Annotated in this window: 18 protein-coding genes; 14 read left to right on the top strand and 4 right to left on the bottom strand. The window is 59.1% G+C overall.

The window, feature by feature from the left end; genetic code table 11:
* Positions 1-14 precede the first annotated feature (14 nt).
* From AR456_RS21215 to AR456_RS06355, 6 genes are all read left to right on the top strand, one after another.
* Positions 15-179: a hypothetical protein gene (locus AR456_RS21215; RefSeq protein ID WP_155829335.1), complete on the top strand. Its 165-nt coding sequence runs from the start codon at positions 15-17 to the stop codon at positions 177-179.
* Between the two features lie 249 nt (positions 180-428).
* Positions 429-1,781, top strand: a complete 1,353-nt coding sequence (locus AR456_RS06375; RefSeq protein WP_021820532.1) for a flavin-containing monooxygenase — start codon at positions 429-431, stop codon at positions 1,779-1,781.
* A complete protein-coding gene (locus tag AR456_RS06370; protein ID WP_021820531.1) occupies positions 1,781-2,203 on the top strand; it encodes a RidA family protein in 423 nt (140 codons plus the stop codon). Before AR456_RS06375 ends, AR456_RS06370 begins: the two co-directional genes overlap by 1 nt.
* Positions 2,200-2,874 carry a DUF1028 domain-containing protein gene (locus AR456_RS06365; RefSeq protein ID WP_021820530.1) on the top strand — a complete coding sequence of 225 codons (675 nt, stop codon included), beginning with the start codon at positions 2,200-2,202 and terminating at the stop codon, positions 2,872-2,874. The genes AR456_RS06370 and AR456_RS06365 overlap by 4 nt, the downstream gene beginning before the upstream one ends.
* A 107-nt stretch (positions 2,875-2,981) precedes the next feature.
* Positions 2,982-4,178 (top strand): acetylornithine deacetylase, encoded by a 1,197-nt coding sequence (argE, locus tag AR456_RS06360; RefSeq protein ID WP_021820529.1) that lies wholly within the window; start codon positions 2,982-2,984, stop codon positions 4,176-4,178.
* A 565-nt stretch (positions 4,179-4,743) separates the two neighbouring features.
* Entirely contained in the window at positions 4,744-6,171 is a 1,428-nt protein-coding gene (locus AR456_RS06355; RefSeq protein WP_021820527.1) for a sodium:solute symporter family protein, read from the top strand.
* Positions 6,172-6,285: 114 nt separating this feature from the next.
* On the opposite strand, the gene AR456_RS06350 is transcribed toward AR456_RS06355, so the two are convergent.
* From AR456_RS06350 to AR456_RS06335, 4 genes are all read right to left on the bottom strand, one after another.
* Entirely contained in the window at positions 6,286-8,472 is a 2,187-nt protein-coding gene (locus AR456_RS06350; protein WP_021820526.1) for an OsmC domain/YcaO domain-containing protein, read from the bottom strand.
* Between the two features lie 289 nt (positions 8,473-8,761).
* Entirely contained in the window at positions 8,762-9,565 is an 804-nt protein-coding gene (gene iolB, locus AR456_RS06345) for a 5-deoxy-glucuronate isomerase (protein WP_021820525.1), read from the bottom strand.
* A 39-nt stretch (positions 9,566-9,604) separates the two neighbouring features.
* A complete protein-coding gene (gene iolG / locus AR456_RS06340; protein WP_021820524.1) occupies positions 9,605-10,600 on the bottom strand; it encodes an inositol 2-dehydrogenase in 996 nt (331 codons plus the stop codon).
* A gap of 65 nt (positions 10,601-10,665) precedes the next feature.
* On the bottom strand, positions 10,666-11,529 hold the full coding sequence (locus AR456_RS06335; protein WP_021820523.1) for a MurR/RpiR family transcriptional regulator: 864 nt from the start codon (positions 11,527-11,529) through the stop codon (positions 10,666-10,668).
* Positions 11,530-11,742: 213 nt separating this feature from the next.
* Here AR456_RS06335 and AR456_RS06330 point away from each other — a divergent pair, with 213 nt between their 5' ends.
* The 8 genes from AR456_RS06330 to AR456_RS06295 all read left to right on the top strand — a co-directional run bounded on the left by AR456_RS06330 (position 11,743) and on the right by AR456_RS06295 (position 21,640).
* Positions 11,743-12,681, top strand: coding sequence for a sugar ABC transporter substrate-binding protein (locus AR456_RS06330; RefSeq protein WP_021820522.1), 939 nt, complete (start codon positions 11,743-11,745; stop codon positions 12,679-12,681).
* A 58-nt stretch (positions 12,682-12,739) separates the two neighbouring features.
* Positions 12,740-13,870 carry an ABC transporter permease gene (locus tag AR456_RS06325; protein WP_021820521.1) on the top strand — a complete coding sequence of 377 codons (1,131 nt, stop codon included), beginning with the start codon at positions 12,740-12,742 and terminating at the stop codon, positions 13,868-13,870.
* Position 13,871: 1 nt separating this feature from the next.
* Positions 13,872-14,726: an ATP-binding cassette domain-containing protein gene (locus tag AR456_RS06320; protein ID WP_021820520.1), complete on the top strand. Its 855-nt coding sequence runs from the start codon at positions 13,872-13,874 to the stop codon at positions 14,724-14,726.
* 52 nt (positions 14,727-14,778) lie between these two features.
* Positions 14,779-15,576 (top strand): TIM barrel protein, encoded by a 798-nt coding sequence (locus tag AR456_RS06315; RefSeq protein ID WP_021820519.1) that lies wholly within the window; start codon positions 14,779-14,781, stop codon positions 15,574-15,576.
* 105 nt (positions 15,577-15,681) lie between these two features.
* On the top strand, positions 15,682-17,634 hold the full coding sequence (locus AR456_RS06310; protein ID WP_021820518.1) for a bifunctional 5-dehydro-2-deoxygluconokinase/5-dehydro-2-deoxyphosphogluconate aldolase: 1,953 nt from the start codon (positions 15,682-15,684) through the stop codon (positions 17,632-17,634).
* 22 nt (positions 17,635-17,656) lie between these two features.
* Positions 17,657-19,504 carry a 3D-(3,5/4)-trihydroxycyclohexane-1,2-dione acylhydrolase (decyclizing) gene (iolD, locus tag AR456_RS06305; RefSeq protein ID WP_021820517.1) on the top strand — a complete coding sequence of 616 codons (1,848 nt, stop codon included), beginning with the start codon at positions 17,657-17,659 and terminating at the stop codon, positions 19,502-19,504.
* 55 nt (positions 19,505-19,559) lie between these two features.
* Positions 19,560-20,462, top strand: coding sequence for a myo-inosose-2 dehydratase (gene iolE, locus AR456_RS06300; protein WP_021820516.1), 903 nt, complete (start codon positions 19,560-19,562; stop codon positions 20,460-20,462).
* Positions 20,463-20,515: 53 nt separating this feature from the next.
* Complete coding sequence (locus tag AR456_RS06295; RefSeq protein WP_021820515.1) at positions 20,516-21,640, top strand: Gfo/Idh/MocA family protein; 1,125 nt, start codon at positions 20,516-20,518, stop codon at positions 21,638-21,640.
* The last annotated feature ends 4 nt before the right edge of the window (positions 21,641-21,644 follow it).

The following is a 21,644-nucleotide window of genomic DNA, read 5'->3' as shown; positions in this document are numbered from 1 at the left end:
TGGATACCGTTGTCATGACTCAAGGAGTCGATCCGCCGGTTGTAGTTACCGGCCATCGAGGTCTCGCCAGCCTAGCAGAAGCGCTGATGGAAGGCGCTTTCGTAACTGTTTTGCCTGTTTCCTGTTTCCTGATCGCCAGCTTTTCCACTGCCGGTGAAATAACGCTTCTTGCCTGTTGATCAGCAGCACCAGCCCTTGGGTCAGAACCGCCTGGCGGTATGGTCATCCTACCTGCATCAGTAAAACCGATTCAAAAGCTCGAATAACTATATTTTAACTGATACCAACCTGGCTCCTAATCTACCTGCACACCATCACACGGGCCCAGCAACACACGCACAACAACACGATAACGGTGGAAGACACTCGCCTGCGCACCGTGATTTTTCGAGCGCCAGCTCAACAGGTTAGACAGCAAGGACATGAACATGACAATAGAAAACAAGGAAATCGATACCCTTATCGTCGGCGCCGGCCAGGCCGGCGTGGCAATGAGCGAACACCTGAGTCACCTTGATATCCCACACCTTGTTCTGGAGCGTCATCGCATTGCAGAACGCTGGCGGACCGAGCGCTGGGATTCCCTGGTCGCCAACGGCCCAGCGTGGCATGACCGATTCCCGGGGCTGGAATTCGACGATGTCGATTCCGATGGCTTCCCATCGAAGGAGCGAATTGCCGCCTACTTCGAGGACTACGCCAGAAAGTTCAACGCCCCCGTCCACACTGGTGTTGATGTACTGAGCGTCGAGCGCAATATTGGTCAGCCCGGCTTCACGATCGAGACTTCGGAAGGCGTGATCAAGGCCAACCGCGTGGTCGCGGCAACAGGTCCCTTTCAGCGTCCGGTCATCCCGCCGATCGCTCCCGAAGATGCCAATCTCACGCAACTACACTCCTCCGAGTACCGCAACCCGGAGCAGCTACCGGAAGGAGCGGTACTCGTGGTCGGGGCGGGTTCCTCAGGGGTCCAGATAGCCGATGAGCTACAACGTTCCGGCCGCAATGTTCACCTTTCGGTTGGCCCTCACCACCGCCCGCCACGCGCCTATCGCGGTCGAGACTTCTGCTGGTGGTTGGGTGTTCTCGGTGAGTGGGATGCTGAAGCCATGGCACCAGGTACGGAGCACGTCACGATTGCCGTCAGCGGTGCACGAGGCGGCCATACCGTTGATTTTCGTCACCTGGCACGCCAAGGCGTCACTCTCGTCGGCAGAACAAAAGCTTTCGACAACGGCAAGGTATCCTTCGAGACAGACTTGGCCGAGAACATTGCACGCGGTGACGAGAACTATCTGTCATTACTCGATGCCGCCGATGCCTATATTGCACGCAATGGTCTCGATCTTCCCCAGGAGCCGGAAGCTCGGATCATTCCGCCCAGTCCGGAATGCATCACCGATCCGCTTCTGGAACTCGATATGGCGGAAGCCGGCATTGGCTCGATCATCTGGGCCACAGGCTTTGCCGTCGATTACCGCTGGCTGAAGGTCAATGCCTTTGATGAGCACGGCAAGCCGCAGCATCAACGTGGTGTTTCCAGCGAACCCGGCATCTATTTCCTCGGTTTGCCATGGCTGTCACGCCGCGGCTCCAGCTTCATCTGGGGCGTCTGGCACGATGCCAGACATATTGCCGACCATATCGCGACACAGCGTAAATACCTGGCTTACCAGGATGCCTTGCAATACCGAACAGGGAGCGCTGATCACAGCGGTCGCAACAATGCAGCATATGCCCAATCACAGACTCAGGAAGTCCGTATAGCGAGGGAAGATTGATGCCGACTCATACACGAATCCGCATGTTCAATACCCAGCAGACGTACCCCAACCAGAGTCTGGACAATGATCTCTGCCAGGCAGTTCGGGCGGGAAATACGGTTTATGTGCGCGGTCAGGTCGGTACTGACTTCAATGGCAACCTCATCGGCCTGGGCGACCCTGGTTCTCAGGCCGAACAAGCCATGAAGAACGTCAAGCAGCTACTCGAGGAGGCCGGCTCCGACCTCAGCCATATCGTCAAGACCACTACCTATATCACCGACCCCCGCTTTCGTGAGCCGGTTTATCGCGAAGTCGGCAAATGGCTCAAGGGAGTCTTTCCGATCTCCACAGGTCTGGTGGTCGCCGGACTCGCCCAGCCCGAATGGCTGATGGAAATCGACGTCATCGCCGTGATTCCAGAGGAGGACACCCAATGACCTTTTCCATCGCCGGTTTCTGCCGGGAGACTGGGCAGTTCGGTACCGCCATCAGTTCTTCCAGCATCTGTGTCGCCAGCCGCTGTCCCTTCGTTGCCCCGGGCAAGGGGGTGGTACTGACCCAGAACGTCACCAACCCAGGACTGGGCCAGTTGGGCGTGTCACTGTTGCAGCAGGGGCTCAACGCCGAACAGGTGTTGGCGCGGATCATCGAAAACGAGGAGTACCCGGAATGGCGTCAGCTCCAGGTGCTTGATGGGCAGGGCCACAGCGCCGTCCATAGCGGTATGGAGACGCTCGGACTGCACGCCACACATCAGGGTCGCGATTGCGTCGCGGGCGGCAACATGCTGGCAGATACCGCAGTCATCCAGGCCATGATAGCGACCTTCGAGACCCACGAGGGTGAACTTGCCGAGCGATTACTGTCAGCTCTGGAAGCTGGCCTGGCGGCAGGCGGCGAAATGGGACCGGTATATTCAGCGGGACTCAAGGTCACCGATCAGGCCAGTTGGCCAGTGGTTGATCTACGAGTGGACTGGCATATTTCGCCGCTGACCGAATTGCGCATGGTGTGGGCGAACTATCTTCCGCAGCGCGATGCCTACGTCTGTCGCGCAAGTCGTCCCGACCAGTCCCCTTCCTATGGCGTACCGGGAGACTCGCGCTGAGGCCCGAGCCTGCTCCATGCCACACTGGCCAGGCAGTGGAAGGGTTGCTATCTCCCTTCCCTGCCCGGTAGATCCGTTACTTACTACTGTCCCTACGGGAAGCTCCCATGTCCCAGATGTCTGTCACCGACCTGCTCGCCGAGCTGGTGGCCTTCGATACCACCAGCCACCGCTCCAACCTGCCGCTGATCGAATTCATCGAGGCATATCTGGCTGATTACGGAGTGGCCTCACGACGTGTCCTCGACGACAGCGGAGCAAAGGCCAACCTCTATGCCACCATTGGCCCCGATGATCGTTCAGGAATCATGCTCTCAGGACACACGGATACCGTGCCGGTCACCGGCCAGACCTGGCGAGTCGAACCATTCCAATTGACCGCCGAGAACGAACGGCTATACGGACGAGGCACCGCCGATATGAAAGGCTTCCTCGCCTGCGTGTTGGCCGCGGTGCCCGCCATGGTCAAGGCGGATCTCAATGTGCCCATCCATCTGGCTTTTTCTCACGATGAAGAAGTGGGTTGCCTGGGTGTCCGTACCCTGATCAACGACCTTGCCCACCACCCACAACGCCCGGCGGCATGTGTGGTCGGTGAACCGACGTCCATGCGTCTGGCCACCGCCCACAAGGGCAAGCTCGCCGTATGCCTGAAGCTACGCGGCAAGGCCTGTCACTCCGGGATGGCCCCCGAGGGAGTCAATGCCATCCATGCCGCTGCTCGACTGATCACCTGGGTGGAGAGAAAGGCAATAGAGAAAGCTCAAACCGGTCCCTTCGACGAGCGCTTCGCGATTCCCCATACCACGCTGCAGGTAGGCGTTGTTCAGGGCGGGACTGCACTCAACATCGTGCCTCAGGATTGTCGCATCGACCTCGAGATCCGCAACGTTCCGGCAGACGATGTCGACATGCTGCTTGCGGAGCTGATGTCAGAAGCGTCGTTGCTGGAAGCCGAGATGCGCAGGATACACCCTGAAGCCGGTATCCAGATGGAACGCCTCAGTGCTTATCCCGGATTGTCGATGGCTGACGATGAAGCGCTGGTGGGGTTCATTGTTGCCCTGCTCGACGACTGCACTCGAGAACGCATCGGCTACGGCACCGAAGGTGGACTCTTTCAGCAGGAATTGGGAATCCCGACTCTGATCTGCGGCCCCGGCAGCATGGATCAGGGTCATCAACCCGATGAATTCGTGACGCACGAGCAGTTGGCACGCTGCGAGACCTTTCTCAGGCGCCTCGTGATCGCATTGGAAGCCTCTGAAACACCAGCTCTCCTCAGCAAAGGGGCTTTGGCATGACTTGCATAGAAAAAGCTGAAGCTGCCGTTCACATAATAATATTTTAATTAACCAGGGTGTCGACGCTATCGTCATTTTCAGGTCGTGATGGATGCCGGCACGACCCACTTACAATAACACCCGGCAACGGAGTCATTACCCATGACGACACACCCCCTTTCCAGCTGGCGAAGCCTGCCCCTCTTGATGCTGCCCAACGGATCAATCAGGCATCGTCGGCACTGATCAAAAGTCGTCGCCACGAAACTGACACAGTCACCACTGAGACGGCGCTCCACCTCTGTTGAGACATGATCCGCTGCGTGATTTCACGTGGCCCAGGGGCGGTGTGTCTCCAACTCACCTCAGCTCGATTCACACCAACTTGCTTCACACCAACTTGCTTCACACCAAGAGCCACAACGTACAACCAGCAGGAGAAGACATGGAATCCTGGACCTTTCTCGCCTTCGGTATTGCCTCGGCTGCAACTCTGGCGTTAGCGGTGGCAGCACTGCTGCTCTCACGCAAGCACTGACACCTTCGCAGCCAGAACTAGAACAATGATCTCAAGGAGTTTCCTCTGATGTTGAATTGGTTGCTGTTAAGCTGCTCGGCTCTGATCCTGATCGGCCTGTCGCTCCACTCCATGCGTGCCGCAGGCGACAAGGATGAATCCGGTTTCCTTGTCGCCAACAACTCGCTCGGTCCTTTCGTCGCCGCCGCCACGCTGGTTGCCACTGGCTATAGTGGCTTCGTATTCATCGGCTCGCCTGGCGTGGCCTACGAATATGGTTCACTAGAACTGTTCTCGAACACCTTCTATACCCCGGCGTTTCTGATCGCCACGCTGTTCTTCGCCAACTACCTACGCCGCAAGGCTGCAACATTGGGCAGCCGTACCATTCCCGAGTACATCGCCCAGACCCATTCCGATGGCCTCGCGGGACGTTGGCTGCAGGGCATTGTCGCGCTGATCATCATCCTGTTGTTGAGTGTCTTCCTTGTGTCCCAGATCAAGGCCATCGGCCTGCTGGTATCGGGATGGCTCGGCATCGCCCCTACCCAGGGCGCCCTGCTGATTACCCTGCTGGTCATCTGCTACACGATGTTTGGTGGCCTGCGAGCGGTCGCCTGGACCGACGCCGTCATGGTGCTGGGTATGGTCCTCGGCTCCTGTGTCATCGCTTACGTGGTGTTCGTCGAGATAGGGCTGGGCGAGTTGATCGGCCAGCTCAATAGTCAGGATCCACAGCTCGCCAATCCCACCACTGGCGCCCCTTACGGTGACAGTCCGGCATCGGCACTGCTGTTGTTGCCCTATGCATTCCTGTGGGCAGCGGCTCTGCCATTCATGTCGGTACGCTTTCTGGCGATCAAGAAGGACGTGAGCATGGCGAAAGTCGGTATCTGGGTGGCCGTTCTCGGGTTGCTGTTGAACTTCACACCACTGGCGGGGCTGTATGCCAGAGCCTATTTCCCGGAGCTCGCCAGTCCTGATCTCGCCATGCCGACCTTCCTCGAACACGGTGTTGGTCCCTTGATGTCGAGCGTGATCACTCTCTTCATTCTCTTTGCCATGAAGTCGACCGCCAACTCGCTGATGCACACCGTCTCGACGGCATTATCCTATGACCTGCGTTCAGCGCTGGGCCGCCATGAAGGATTCACGACCACCATGACCTTCAACCGGTTGATGGTCATGATTGTCGGTATCTGCAGCTTTGTCGGTATGGCCTATCTACCGCCGGTAATGATCCTGTGGCTGGGCATCCTGGGCAACGGCACGCTGATGGCGTCGTTGTTTGGCGTGACCTTGTGCTCAACCCTGTGGCAAGGCAATAGCCTCGGGGCTTTCGCTTCCATTGCGGCGGGATTCTGCGTCAGTGCCTACCTACTGCTGGGTACAGACCTTGGCTGGGTCCAGGGACCGCTCTATGGTTGTCTCGCTTCGGCGGCCTGCTATATCGGCGTGAGTCTGGCAACTCGCCGCTCCATGAGCGTGGCTACCTGACTCAAAGGATCACGTCACCATCGCTGCCGCCTGAAAGAAGGCAATGATGGCCACCACAGAAAAGAAAGGCCCCCGATATACGGGGGCCTCAGGTCAACCAGAGTAGACGGCTAGCTACATGCCAGCCAGAGCCGCACGCGCGGCGTGCAGCTTGCGGTAACTCTCGATCAGCCGCTGGTGCTTCTCCAGCCCTTCCAACTGCATGCTGGTGGGTGTCAGACCATGGAAACGAACTTCGCCGTTCACCGAGCCCACCACTGCTTGCATGGTCTCCTTGCCGAACATGCGCTCAAGGTTGTAGAGATAGTCGCCCAGTTCCAGCTCGTCATCGAGCACGATCTCGAGCGCCGCCTGCATCGCCTGATAGAACAGACCACGCACGATGGTATTGTCGTTGTACTGCAGGAACATCGCGACCCGTTCCAACGCTTCTTCATGCTGCTGCAGCGCCAGTTGGATCAGTAGCTTCAGTTCAAGAATCGTCAGCTGGCCCCACACCGTGTTCTCGTCGAACTCGATGCCGATCAGCGTGATGATATCCATGTGCTCATCGATCTGGCTCTCTTCCAGACGCTCCAGCAGATCAGCAAGCTGCTCGTCACTCAGGGCATGGATATTGAGGATATCCTCACGATAATCGAGCGCCATGTTGGTGTTGTCCCAGATCAGATCCTCCACCGGATAGACCTCGGAGTAGCCAGGCACCAGAATACGGCACACCGGCGCGCCCAGGTCAGTATGGACGGCCATGTAGACCTCCTTGTCCAGCTCTTCGAGAATCCCCATCAGGCTGGCCACTTCCTGTTCATTGGTACCCGAGAAGTCCCACTCGCAGAACTCGATATCGGCTTTGGAGCTGAAGAAGCGCCAGGAGACAACACCAGACGAGTCAATGAAGTGCTCGACGAAGTTGTTCGGCTCGGTGACCGCCAGCGAGTTGAAGGTTGGTGGCAGAAAGTCGTTCAGGCCCTCGAAGCTACGACCTTGCATCAGCTCAGTCAGGCTGCGCTCCAGCGCGACCTGAAAACTTGGATGCGCACCGAAGGAAGCAAATACACCGCCGGTCTTCGGGTTCATCAGCGTGACGCAGGCCACCGGGAAGCGTCCACCGAGTGACGCATCCTTGACCAGGATCGGGAAGCCTTGCGCCTCAAGCGCCTCGACCCCTTCCAGAATATCGGGATAGCGTTTCAGCACTTCCAGCGGCACGTCTGGCAGAGAAATTTCCTGTTCGATGATCTCGCGTTTCACCGCGCGTTCGAAGATTTCCGACAGGCACTGCACCTGAGCTTCAACCAGGGTGTTACCGGCACTCATTCCGTTGCTGAGATAGAGGTTCTCGATCAGGTTGGACGGGAAGTAGACTTCTTCACCATCCGACTGACGCACGAACGGCAGGGAAACGATGCCACGCTCGACATTGCCGGAGTTGGTATCAATCAGGTTCGAGCCACACAGCTCACCGTCCGGGTTGTAGATCGCCAGACAGTAGTCATCCAGCAGCCCTTCCGGCAGTTCATCATCCGGCCCTGGCTTGAACCACTTCTCATTCGGATAATGAACGAACTCACTGTTGGCGATCTCTTCGCCAAAAAACTGATCGTTGTAGAAGAAGTTGCAGCTCAGGCGTTCGATGAACTCGCCCAACGCCGAGCACAGAGCACTCTCCTTGGTCGAGCCCTTGCCGTTGGTAAAGCACATCGGCGATGCTGCATCACGAATATGCAGTGACCAGACATGCGGCACGATGTTGCGCCATGAAGCAATCTCGACCTTCATGCCCAGCTTCTCAAGCATGCCGGTCATGTTGGAAATCGTCTGCTCCAGCGGCAGATCCTTGCCCTCAATCCAGGTGCTGGCACTCTCCTCTGGCGTCGCCATCAGTAGCGCCTGGGCATCTTCATCGAGATTATCGACGGTCTCGATCTGAAACTCCGGCCCCGTCTGCACTACCTTTTTGACCGTGCAGCGTTCGATGGAGCGCAGAATCCCCTGGCGATCCTTGTCGGACAGATCCTCAGGCAACTCTACCTGGATACGGAAGATCTGGTTGTAGCGATTCTCCGGATCGACAATGTTGTTCTGCGACAGCCGAATATTCTCGGTAGGAATATCGCGAGCCACGCAGTAGACCTTGACGAAATAGGCTGCGCACAACGCCGAAGACGCCAGGAAGTAGTCGAACGGACTCGGCGCAGAGCCATCACCCTTGTAGCGGATAGGCTGATCCGTGATGACAGTAAAGTCATCAAAACTCGCTTCAAGCCGGAGGTTGTCGAGAAAGTTGACCTTGATTTCCATGGGTGCACCGGATCTGTAGATTTGGGCCTGGCTGAGCGTCAGGGAAACTGAACGTCAGAGGAAAAGCATCGCTGAGACACTCCGGCATGTGTGCCGGGGGTGACGTGGCCCGCCATTATCCAGCTTTTGACCCGCCCCGTCTTGGGGCGTGCTGATAATCGACTATTCGTCCTCCTGACACATGAAGCCACGCACACAACCCTAGCTTGAAACCCGCCCACCACATTGGCCGGTAGCGTCGCACCAACCAGGGCACCGGGCTATCTATCACAACGGGTTAAACAACGGGCTATTTATTGACGATCCACTCGTGAGCTGGGTCGTTCTGGAATTTCCATTGGCGCTTGGGGCCCGCCATCACGTTGAGGTAGTAGAGTTCATAGCCGTGAGGAGCGCCGACGGGATGGTAGCCTCGTGGGACCATCACGCAGCAACCATCTTCCACTGCCATGGTCTCGTCCAACGAGCGATCATCGGTGTAGACCCTCTGGAAGGCGAAACCCTGAGACGGATCAAGGCGATGGTAATAGGTTTCTTCGAGAATCGACTCCTCGGGCAGATTGTCCACATCATGCTTGTGTGGCGGGTAGCTCGACCAATTACCGGCCGGGGTGTAGACCTCGACGACCAGAAGACTGTCGGCAGGTTCGGTTTCCGGCAGAATATCCTGAATATGGCGCGTGTTGGTGCCACTGCCCCTGGTACTGCATTTGATCTGCTCGGGGGCAATCAGCCGCGGTTCATGGTTGCCGTAGCCGGGCGCACTGCACACCGCCAACTCGAGGTCGGTGGTAGCCTCCACGCTATAGCTCACCCCATCCGGCAGATAGATGGCATAGGGTGGCATCCTCTCGAAGATATTCATGCGCTCGCCAATATCTTCCCAGCGATGTTCACCACAGCTCACCGTGGCACGGCCGGAAAGCAACACCAGACAGTGCTCGCGACCGGCGGTGCTGGCTTCAAGATGCTGACCACGGGCCAGTGTGTGAACGCGAAAACCGACATGCTCCCAACCAGCAGTTTCCGGGGTTACCTCAAGAACCTTGCCTTGCATATCGGGTGATGAGGGACGAACCAGTAATGACGTCATTGCTGTTCTCCTTTGCTCAAGTCGACGCTGTGATGCCGCTCAGTCAATCTCATCGAGACTCACCGAGCGTCTATGCTGCAGCGACTGCTGCGCTGCCTCAGCCAGACGCAGAGCCTCCAGGCCATCTTCTGCACCAGCCAGAGGAGCGCGCTGCTGCTGCCAGGCATCGACGAAGTCGTGGATCTCGGCGCTGTAGGCCTCGGCGTAGCGTTCGAGGAAGAACCATTTCGGCTTCTCCTCCACCTGGCCGGGCTCACCGGTGAAGCGCAATCGAGTCTCGGTTTCGTTGCTCGCCTGGAGCATACCGGCACTACCAAAGGCCTCTATGCGTTGGTCGTAGCCATAACAGGCACGACGCGAGTTGTTGATGTGGCAAAGCCGACCACTGGCGGTTACAAGAATGACCATGGCGGTATCCACGTCACCGGCCTCGCCAATCGCCGGATCAATCAGGCAACTGCCCTGTGCCTGCACCTGAACGATCGGTTCGTCGAGCAACCAGCGAGCCATGTCGAAGTCATGAATCATCATGTCGCGGAACAGCCCCCCGGATGCCCCGACATACTCTGCAGGCGGCGGAGACGGATCTCGGCTGATGATGGTCAGCGTCTCCAGGTCACCGATTCGTCCATCAACAATGGCCCGTTTCAGCGCCGCAAACTGAGGGTCGTGGCGGCGGTTGAAGCCCAACGCGCAGGTTACTGGATGCGTTCCCAATACCCTCAGCGCCTCACGAGTGCGCGCGAGATCAAGCGCGATCGGCTTCTCACACAACACCGCCTTGCCGGACCGTGCAGCCCGTTCAAGATAGTCGGCATGGGTCGGCGTGCTGGAGGCAATCAACACGCCATCAATCTGATCGTCCTCGAACATGTCCTCGGCGCTGATGGCTCTCACACCGTACTGCTGGGCAAGCGCCTCGGCGGCCTCGACATGGACGTCGGCAACCGCGGCTAGGGTCACCTCAGGGTTGAGGTCAATGGTTCGAGCATGAACCTTACCGATGCGTCCAGCACCGATCAGGGCGAGTCTCATGGCTGTGTCTCCATCCGCTGTGATTGGGGTTGTTATTGCGGTCATTGTTGATGTGGTAGCCGGTATCAGGCGCGCTCTTCATCTCCGGGCCGGGAAGCTTGTTCCTTTTCCCGGTCCTTACGCATCCCCAAGGCAATAGCCAGCGTCTGAGATAGGCAAAGTGACGCGGCCAGCCCTCGAAAACTCTTGACCTCAGCCTCATGAACGACCAGTACAACATCAGCGAGTCGTGCCAACGGACTGAGGCTCGAGTCGGTGATCACTACTGTCGGCACGCCACGACTTCTGGCCTGCTCGGCGGCGTGAAGGCTTTCCTCGGCATAGGGTGAGAAGCTCACCGCGATCAAGGCATCCCGGGGCCCGATGGCCCGAATCTGTTCGCCATACATCCCGCCCAGTCCGTTGACCAGAAAGGCCGGCTTTTCGATGTGATGCAGTACATAGGTCATGTAATTCGCAACAACGAAACTGCGCCTGGCGCCCAGTACATGAATGGCGGCTGCCTTATCGAGGATATCCAGCGCCTGCTCCAGCCCCTTCGGATCGATACGCCCCGGCAACTGTTCCAGGGCATCGCGATTGGCGTCCGCAAACTCCCAGAGCAACTGAGTACTATCCGGCGTTTCTCCGGTGGCCGAGCGCACGGCACGGATTCGCTCGGTGTAGTTAGGCAGCTCATCCACCAATCGTGAGCGAAACAGCTGTTGCATCTCGGAGAACCCCTTGAAGCCACAGCTGTTGGCGAAACGGATCAGGGTCGACGGTGTTACCTCAGCGTCTTGCGCCAACCGGGCCACCGTAGCAAAGGCAACGTCCTGAGGATGATCAAGCAGAAAGCGGGCCGTCTGCTGCAAGCGACGACTCATTGATGGGTAATCGGCTGTGATACGCGCTTCAAGCTCTTGAAAGCTCTGGGGCGTCTGATTCATGGGAAGCTCCTCATCATTGCCATGTCTGACCACTACCACACCAGCCGTCTCTCATCTGCTGACGAGCAGTCTAGACACGCTGGAACAAATGTTCCATTTATACAAAAGTATAGAACATTTAATTTGTTATTTTCATCAGATGGAATCTATATTTCATTTGCCAGCGCGCTTCGCGCACTCGATATCACAACGATAATCACGAGGATTCTACTCATGGCACGTCTCACCCACTGGTTGCTCGCGTCTACCGCCGCAGCCCTGATGGCCGGTTCAGTTCAAGCTCAGGACAGTAGCAACCGCTTCGTCATGGTCACCCACGGCGTTCCCTCCGACCCCTTCTGGTCGGTCGTCAAGAATGGGGCCGAGGATGCCGCCGAACTGGTTGGCGCCGAACTGGAATATCGCGCCCCCTCAACCTTCGACATGGCCAGGATGCAGCAACTGGTCGAGGCAGCTGTCGCCTCGGATCCCGATGGGCTGATCATTTCCTTTACCGACGAGGACGCCCTTGGCGGTATCGTCCAGAAAGCTGCCAACAACGGCATTCCCGTGATCACCATCAACTCCGGCGGAGACGTGGCCCACAACTATGGTGCCCGACTGCATATTGGCCAGAGCGAATACGAAGCCGGCAAGCAGGCTGCAGAACGGATGCAGGAGATGGGCGTCGAGAAGGGACTCTGTGTCAATCACGAACAGGGCAATCAGGGTCTGGACCAGCGCTGTGATGGCTTCATCGAAGGCTTCGACGGGAACGCCGAACAACTGGCCACCACTCATGACCCGGTCGAGATCCGCAACGCCATCGTCGCGTACCTCAATCAGAACAGTGATGTGCGTGGGATTCTGACTCTTGGCACCCTGGCCTCTGAACCCATGCTGCGGGCCATGCGCGAACAAGGTGCCACCGAGATGTTCACTCTCGGTACTTTCGACCTTTCCCCCAGCATCCTCGAAGCCCTGGATGCCGGTGATCTGGATTTCGCCATCGACCAGCAGCAGTACCTCCAGGGCTACCTTCCAGTGATGTTCCTCGACCAGTACGCCAGGAACGGCCTGCTACCTGCCGGTGATGTACCGACGGGCCCGGGCTTCGTGACGCAGGAGAACGCTGCCCAGGTCATCGAGCTGAGCAAACAGGGTATCCGTTAGTCATTCACTTCCCATCGGGCCCCGTATACTTCATGCGCGGGCCCCGGAGTCGACCATCATGCCGTCCAATCCACCTCCCCAAACCACTCCTCCAGTGATCGAGAAGCAGGATGAACGTATCCAGCGCGTTCCGTTCTGGAAGAAGGCTCTGAGCCGTCCCGAACTGGGCGCCCTCGCAGGCACCGTGTTGGTGCTGGCTTTCTTCATCGTGTCCGCCCGCGGAACGGGCATGTTCACCCCGGCAGGCATCGTCAATTTTCTCGAGGTGTCTGCCCAGTTAGGGATCATAGCCACCGCCGCCGCACTGCTGATGATCGGGGGCGAATTCGACCTTTCCATCGGCTCCATGATCGGACTGTCAGGTATCCTGATCGCTATTCCCGCAGTGGAATATGGTTGGCCGCTGTGGGCGGCAATGCTACTGGCGTTCGCCTGCGCCGCGCTGGTGGGCTGGATCAACGGCAATCTGGTCAATCGAACCGGGCTGCCCTCCTTCATCGTGACTCTCGGTTTCCTGTTCATCCTACGTGGCATGGCCATCGGTATCAGCCGTCTGCTGACCGGTCGTACCCAGATCGGCGGTATTCACAACCACATTCCCGGCGACTGGTTTGCCGCGCTGTTCTCCGGAGAAGTAGCCACCGGGCTCTTCTCCTGGATGGCCGAACAAGGATGGATCGCCACCAACTTCGCCAACAACCCAGTGGTCACCGGAATTCCGGTGTCCATTGTCTGGTGGCTGGGGCTTACCGCCGTCGCCACCTGGGTACTGCTCTGCACCCCTTATGGGAACTGGATCTTCGCCAGCGGCGGCGATGCCAATGCGGCCCGCAATTCCGGCGTTCCCGTACATCGCGTCAAGATATCCCTGTTCATGTTCACGGCCCTCTCGGCCACCGTCTTCGCCTGTCTTCAGGTGATGGATACCGGCTCTGCAGACACCATTCGCGGGCTTCTCAAGGAACTGGAGGCGATCATAGCCGTGGTCATCGGTGGTGCCCTGCTGACCGGTGGTTATGGCTCCGCTATCGGTGCAGCACTGGGAGCCCTGATCTTCGGTCTGGTGCAGATGGGCATCTTCTACACCGGTGTAAACACCGACTGGTTCCAGGTGTTCCTCGGCGCAATGCTGCTGGTGGCTGTGCTGTTCAACAATTTCATGCGCAAGAAGGCAATGGAGGCCAGGTGAGATGAGCGACCATACCCCCATGATCGAAATGCGCAACGTCAGCAAGCATTTCGGCAGTGTCATCGCCTTGAGCGACATATCAATGCAAGTCCACAGCGGCGAGGTCATGTGCCTGTTGGGTGACAACGGCGCCGGTAAGTCGACGCTGATCAAGACCCTCTCCGGAGTACATCGCCCCACCGAGGGTGAACTGCTGCTGGATGGTGAGTCGGTTCGCTTCAAGTCCCCGGCCTATGCCCTGGATGCCGGTATCGCCACCGTTTTCCAGGATCTGGCGATGATTCCCCTGATGTCGATCACCCGCAACTTTTTCATGGGACGCGAGCCGACAGTGGGCTGGGGCCCCTTGAAACGCATCGACTGGAAGCGTGCCGATCGCATCGCCATGCAGGAAATGTCCAGGATCGGTATCGACGTCCGAGATCCCGGTCAGCCGGTGGGCACACTATCCGGTGGTGAGCGTCAGTGTGTAGCCATCGCCCGGGCAGTCTACTTCGGTGCCAGGGTGCTGATCCTCGATGAGCCGACCTCAGCACTGGGGGTCAAGCAGGCCTCTGTGGTGCTGCGCTACATCGCCAAGGCACGCGCCGATGGCCTGGCGGTAATCTTCATCACCCACAACGTGCACCATGCCTACCCCGTCGCTGATGCCTTCACCCTGCTGAAACGCGGTGGCAGCCTCGGCACCTTCCGCAAGGAAGATATCAGCCGCGAGGAAGTGCTGAATATGATGGCAGGTGGTGCCGAACTGGAGAGTCTGGATGCCGAGCTGGCCGAGTTCCAGCACAGTGACCAGCAGAACCCGCCGCCATCCGGTGACAACGCGCCACCCATGAGCCAGACATCGAACGCATGATCACAACAGACTTCATCGACGATCATGACAGCGTATACAGAGGGAATTCTTCATGAGCGAGAACAGCAGAACCTCTCCGTTTACCCTGGCCGTCTGCGCCGAAATGGTCTTTTTGGATTTGCCGATGGACGAGCGGGTACGCCGGATCGATGGTCTGGGATTCCTGGTGGAAATCTGGAGTTGGGGTCGCCATGACATCCAGGCCTTGGCAAACACAGGGGCAACCTTTTCCTCGATGACCGGCTATATCGAGGGCAGCCTGGCGGACAGGGACGGCGCCGAGCGTCTGGTCCAGACGGCCCGGGAATCGATCACCATCGCTCGGCGCCTGAACATTCCACGGCTCAACCTGCATGGTACCGGTCTTGATGAAAGGGGGATGCCGTTCAAGCCCGTCAGCCAGTTGACAGGAACGATGTGGATTCGTGCCCACGACACGCTCAATCGCCTGGCGGATCTGGCCCAGGAACATGACGTCACCTTCGTGGTGGAGAACCTCAATACCCAGGTCGACCATCCCGGCGTGCCCTTCGCCCGCGCTGATGAGGTGTTGGAGCTGGTGGCCAGCGTCAACCGCCCGCAGATAAGGATGATGCTGGATCTGTATCACGCCCAGATCGGCGAGGGCAATCTGATCGACCTGGTGCATCGCTGCGCGCCCTGGATCGGTGAAGTTCAGGTCGCCGACGTACCGGGACGCTGTGAGCCCGGCAGTGGCGAGATTCACTACCCCGCCATAGCTCGCGCACTTGACGATATCGGCTACCGGGGCACCGTGGGAATGGAGGGCTGGGCGTCCGGTGAAGTTGAACCGGCCCTGCAACGGTTCAAGGATGCCTTCACCCTGTAACTGTTTCTCAGAATTCATTGCTCAGAACTTATTGCTCAGGACTCATTGCTCGGAGCTTATTGCTCATAACAACGCGCGGTGCGACATGCGACGCGGAGAGACGCTATGCAAGAAACCACCAGGAACAACGGCACGCTGGATCTGATCTGTCTGGGTCGCGTCGCCGTAGACCTCTATGCCGAACAGATCGGCAGCCGTCTGGAAGATGTTTCGAGTTTCGCCAGGTACCTGGGGGGTAGCTCGGGCAATATGGCCTACGGCACTGCCCGCCTGGGCCTAAAGTCAGCCATGTTATCGCGGGTCGGCAACGAACAGATGGGCAACTTCGTGCGCGAAGAGCTGCAGCGTGTCGGTGTTGATACCAGTGCTCTGCAAACCGATCCTCACCGCCATACCGGCCTGGTGCTGCTGGCACTCAAGGACCGTAGCAGTTTTCCGCTATTGTTCTACCGCCACGATTGCGCCGACATGGCAATCGACGCCGATGCCATCGATACCGACTTCATGGCCCGAGCCCGAGCTCTGGCCATTACCGGCACCCATCTCTCTACCGAGACCACCGCCAAGGCATGCCGCAAGGCGCTGGATGCCGCCGCCGAGCATGGCCTCAAGCGTGTACTGGATATCGACTATCGCCCGGTGCTCTGGGGCCTGACCGCCCCCGGAGACGGCGAGACCCGCTTCATCGCCGATGCCAGGGTAACGGCAGACCTACAGGTTTGGCTCGGTGACTTCGACCTCATCGTCGGCACCGAGGAAGAGTTTCATATTGCCGGAGGCAGTACCGACACGCTGACGGCTCTGCGTGAGGTGCGCCGGATCAGCGAGGCTACCCTGGTGTGCAAACTCGGTGCATTGGGCTGCGTGATTTTCGAGGGCGAAATCCCCGACCACATCGAGGACGGTATTCTGGTTGAGGGTGTCGAAGTCGAGGTACTCAATGTGTTGGGCGCTGGCGATGCCTTCATGAGCGGGCTGCTGAGAGGATGGCTACGTGGTGAAGACTGGAGAACCAGCGCCACCTATGCCAACGCCTGCGGCGCGCTGGTGGTCTCGCGCCATGGCTGCGCCCCGGCCATGCCCACTGAGGAGGAACTGTTCGACTACCTGGCACGGCGCACCGAAGTGCCACGTCCTGACCAGGACGCCCGCCTCAACCATCTGCATCGGGTCACTACCCGCATGCCAACAAACTGGCCCGAAGTCTGTGGGCTGGCCTTCGACCACCGTCGTCAGCTCACCGATATGGCGCGCGAGGTACATACCGATCCGGCTTATATTCCGGCCCTGAAACAACTGCTCGTGCAGGCCGCCGAGGAGGGAGCCAGACGTACAGGACTCTCCAAACCAGCCATCCTGGTCGATGACGTCTTTGGCCAGGATGCCCTCAACGACGCCACTGGCAAGGGCTGGTGGATCGGTCGCCCAGTAGAGCTACCGAGCTCGCGTCCGCTGCGCTTCCAACATGGCGATGATCTCGGCAGCCGCCTGCGTCACTGGCCACGTGAACACATCATCAAGTGTCTGGTGTTCTATCACCCCGATGACCCGGTGGCCATGCGACTCGACCAGGAGGCCCACCTGCGCCAGCTCTACCAGGCGGCCTGTGACAACGAACTCGAGCTGCTGATTGAGATAATTCCGCCTAGTAACAGCAAAGTCGACGACCATACCCTGGCGCGATCACTGCATCGTCTCTACAACCTGGGCATCCGTCCCGATTGGTGGAAACTTCCAGCGATGCCAGACACCGCCTGGCAAGAGGTCAGCCAGACCATCGAGGAACAGGATCCACACTGCCGCGGTGTAGTACTGCTGGGCCTGGACGCGCCGATGGAAGACATGAAGCGCGGCTTCGCCGACGCCGCCCGCCATGGCTGGTGCAAGGGCTTCACCGTCGGCCGCACCCTCTTCGCTGGCCCTTGCCGTGAGTGGCTCGCCGGTGACATCGATGACACTCGCCTGATCGACCAGGTGGCGAGCAACTACGCCGAGCTCATCGAGTCCTGGCGTCGTCTGCGCGCCACCCAGTCCGCTATCGAGGAAACCCTGTCATGAGCATTCTCCAGGAGGCCCTCTCATGAACACCATCCGACTCACCATGGCTCAGGCGCTGGTCAAATACCTGGCGGCCCAGCACATCGAACATGATGGCGCCGAGGTGGCCTTGTTTGAAGGCGTTTTCGCCATCTTCGGTCACGGTAACGTCGCCGGTCTCGGCGAGGCGTTGTACCACGAGCGGGACAAGTTACCCACCTGGCGTGCTCACAACGAACAGACCATGGCCCATGCAGCCATCGCCTTTGCCAAAGCCAACGGTCGGCGCCGAATGATGGCAGCCACCAGCTCGATTGGCCCCGGAGCCACCAATATGGTCACTGCCGCGGGCCTCGCCCATGCCAATCGCCTGCCGATTCTGCTGTTGCCAGGCGATACCTTTGCGACCCGTGCCCCTGACCCAGTGCTGCAGCAAGTGGAACACTTTGGTGACCCTTCAACCACGGTCAATGATTGCTTCCGCCCCGTATCGCGCTACTTCGACCGTATCATGAGGCCGGAGCAGCTATTGACCAGCCTTCCCCAGGCACTGGCCACGCTGCTCGATCCGGAGAACTGTGGCCCGGCGACCCTGGCACTGCCTCAGGATGTACAGACGTTCGCATACGATTATCCTCGAAGCTTCTTTGAACGCCGGGTACACCACATCCGCCGTCCCCAGCCGGACCCTCGCGAACTCGAAGAAGCCATTGCTGTGCTCAGCCGCGCCGAACGTCCGCTGATCATCGCTGGCGGCGGAGTACATTACGCCGGCGCCTGCCAACGCCTCGCTGACTTCGCAGTCACCCATGACGTACCGGTTGCCGAAACTCAGGCCGGTAAAGGTGCCCTCCCGGATTCTCATCCCTGTGCGGTTGGTGCGATCGGCGTTACCGGCAGCGAAGCCGCCAACCATCTCGCCGAGCAGGCCGATGTGATTCTCGCCGTCGGCTCCCGCCTTCAGGACTTCACTACCGGATCCAGGACACTGTTTGAACGCGATGACCTGACGCTGGTAGCCCTTAATGTGGGGCGCTTCGATAGCCAGAAGCATCATGCCCAGGCGTTGATCGGCGATGCCTTCGATGGCCTGGCGTTACTCGATGCAGGGCTCGGGAACTGGCGAGCTTCTGCCCAATGGCACGAACAGGCCCAGCATCTCAAGCACAGCTGGTGCGATGTAGTCGCCAGGGTCACAGCGGACGAGGGGGGCACCCTGCCCAGCGATGCTCAGGTGATCGGTGCCGTGAACCGTCAGGCCGGAGAAGATGGCACGGTGGTGTGCGCTGCTGGCGGTCTGCCGGGTGAACTTCACAAACTATGGCAATGCTCCGGCCCCGGCAGCTACCACGTGGAGTACGGCTATTCCTGCATGGGCTACGAGATCGCAGGTGGCCTGGGCGTCAAGATGGCCCACCCGCAACGGGAGGTATTCGTCATGGTGGGCGACGGATCCTACCTCATGCACAACTCGGAACTCGCCACTTCGGTGATGCTGGGTCACAAACTCATCGTAGTGGTCCTCGACAATCGAGGCTTCGGCTGTATCAACCGGCTGCAACAGGCCACCGGTGGCAGTGGCTTCAATAATCTGCTTGAGGACTGCCAAACCGGCCCCGAAGGCGCTCCCAAGGTTGACTTCGCTGCCCACGCTCGCGCCCTGGGGTGTGAGGCCGAACATGTCCATGACATCGCCGGGCTCGAGCAGGCGCTACAGCGTGCCCGTCAAGCCAGAACCACCTACGTGATCGCACTGGACACCGACCCACTGCCCAGCACTGCTGAGGGCGGTGCCTGGTGGGAGGTTGCTGTACCCGAGGTGTCGCAGCGAGAGCAGGTACAGAAGGCCTATCAAGGATATAACGAGGCCAAGCGCCGTCAGCATCGCTGATTTCCCTGGAGCGGGCCAGATGGCCCCATCGTTTCCCCAACCCCGGAGCACACCCATGACCAGCGTACGCCTGGGAATCAATCCTCTGACCTGGACCAACGACGATCTACCGAGTCTCGGCGGCGATACTCCACTGGAAGTCTGCCTTGAGGAGGGACGCCAAGCCGGTTTCTCTGGCTTCGAGCTGGGCCACAAGTTTCCCCGTACTCCCGCTGCGCTGTCCGCGGTGTTGGATCATCATGATCTGTCGCTGGTTTCCGGCTGGTACTCCGGTCGCCTGCTGGAACGCAGCCCAGAGGAAGAGATTGCCGCGGTCGAAGCACATCTACAGTTGCTCAAGCAATGCGGTGCCACGGTGATGGTGTTCTGCGAAGTCTCCCGCTGCATCCACACTGACCAACGCACCCCGCTGTCCCGGCGACCACATCTCAGCGATAGCGAGTGGCAGCGCCTCTGTGAAGGACTGGAGGTGGTCGGCGACTATCTCAGGAAACAAGGCGTGCATATGGCCTATCACCATCATCTGGGCAGCGTGGTGGAAAGCCAGGCAGACATCGAGCGGCTGATGGACAGCACCCGTGACTCGGTGGGTCTACTACTAGACTTCGGCCATCTGGTGGGCGCCGGTGGCGATCCGCTGGCAATCGCCAGGCGCTACGCCCCTCGCATCCAGCACGTGCACTGCAAGGATATGCGCTTTTCCGTGCGAGACGAACTGCGCAACCGCGACAAGAGCTTTCTGGATGGCGTGCTTGATGGTTTGTTCACCGTACCCGGTGACGGTGACATCGTCTTTCTGCCCACCCTGACACAGCTCCGCGAGAGCGGCTATCAGGGCTGGTTAATCGTTGAAGCAGAGCAGGATCCCAAGGTGGCGCATCCGCTGACATATGCCCGCCTGGGTCACCACAATCTGCGATCGCTCGCTGAGCAGGCTGGCTTCGCCATCAACGAATGAGCGCATGACGTGACACACCTCTCAGGACTGACATCGAACACAACGAGGCTGGAATGAAGACACTGAATATCGGCTTGATCGGTACTGGCTTCATGGGCAAGGCCCACGCCATCGCCCTGAAAGCCGCGCCCACGGTCTTTTCCCTGCCGGCATTCCCGGTCTGCGAATTGTTGGCCGAGGTGAATGATGAACTCGCTGCACACAAGGCCACGGAACTGGGCTTCACTCGCTCGACCGGCGACTGGAGAGCATTGGTGGAGGACCCCAAGGTCGATGTGGTCGATATCTGCGCACCCAACTTCCTGCACAAGGAGATGGCACTGGCCGCCATCGCGGCCGGCAAGCACGTTTATGCCGAGAAGCCACTGGCACTCAGCGCCGCCGATGCCGCCGCAATGGTTGAGGCCGCCGAGTCATCCGGGGTCAAGACTCTGGTGGGCTTCAACTACATTCGCAATTCCGCCACTCAACTAGCCCGAGAGATCATCGCCAGCGGCGAGATCGGTGAGCTGGTTCACTTTCGTGGCCGCCACAATGAAGACTATCTGTCTGATCCCACCAGCCCTCTGGATTGGCACACCTGCCGCGCGACCGCAGGGGCGGGTGCTCTAGGGGATCTCGGCTCGCACATACTCAACATGGCCGAATTCCTCACCGGCCAGCACATCGTGGAAGTCTTCGGTCAGTTGCAGACGGTGACGGCGAGACGCCCACTGCCCGGCAATAGTGGCGGTTTCGGTGAAGTGGAGAACGATGATCATGCCCAGGCACTGCTGCGCTTCGATGGAGGCCTGATCGGCAACATCGAAACCTCACGCATTGCTACCGGACGCAAGATGGGCCTGGCCTATACGGTGACCGGGACCCGCGGAAGCCTCGTCTTCGATCAAGAGCGCATGAGCGAGCTACAGCTTTATACAAGTGAAGGCCCCGAAGGACGCCGTGGCTTTCGTACCCTGCTGGTCGGCCCCGAGCACCCCGACTATGCGGCATTCAGCCCTGCTGCTGGTCACGGACTCGGCTACAACGACCAGAAGATCATCGAGATCCGTGATCTGGTGGAGGGCATTGTCTCCGGCAAGCCCCTCTACCCGGATTTCCACGCAGCCTGGCGGGTCAACCGCATGATCGATGCCATCGAGGCCTCCCATGTAGAGGGGCACTGGACGCGGGTATAGGCGA

This window comes from Halomonas huangheensis (genome assembly GCF_001431725.1).
Lineage (GTDB): Bacteria > Pseudomonadota > Gammaproteobacteria > Pseudomonadales > Halomonadaceae > Halomonas > Halomonas huangheensis.
Note: the sequence above shows the minus strand (reverse complement) of the source record. Positions and strands in the feature narration are given on the sequence as shown.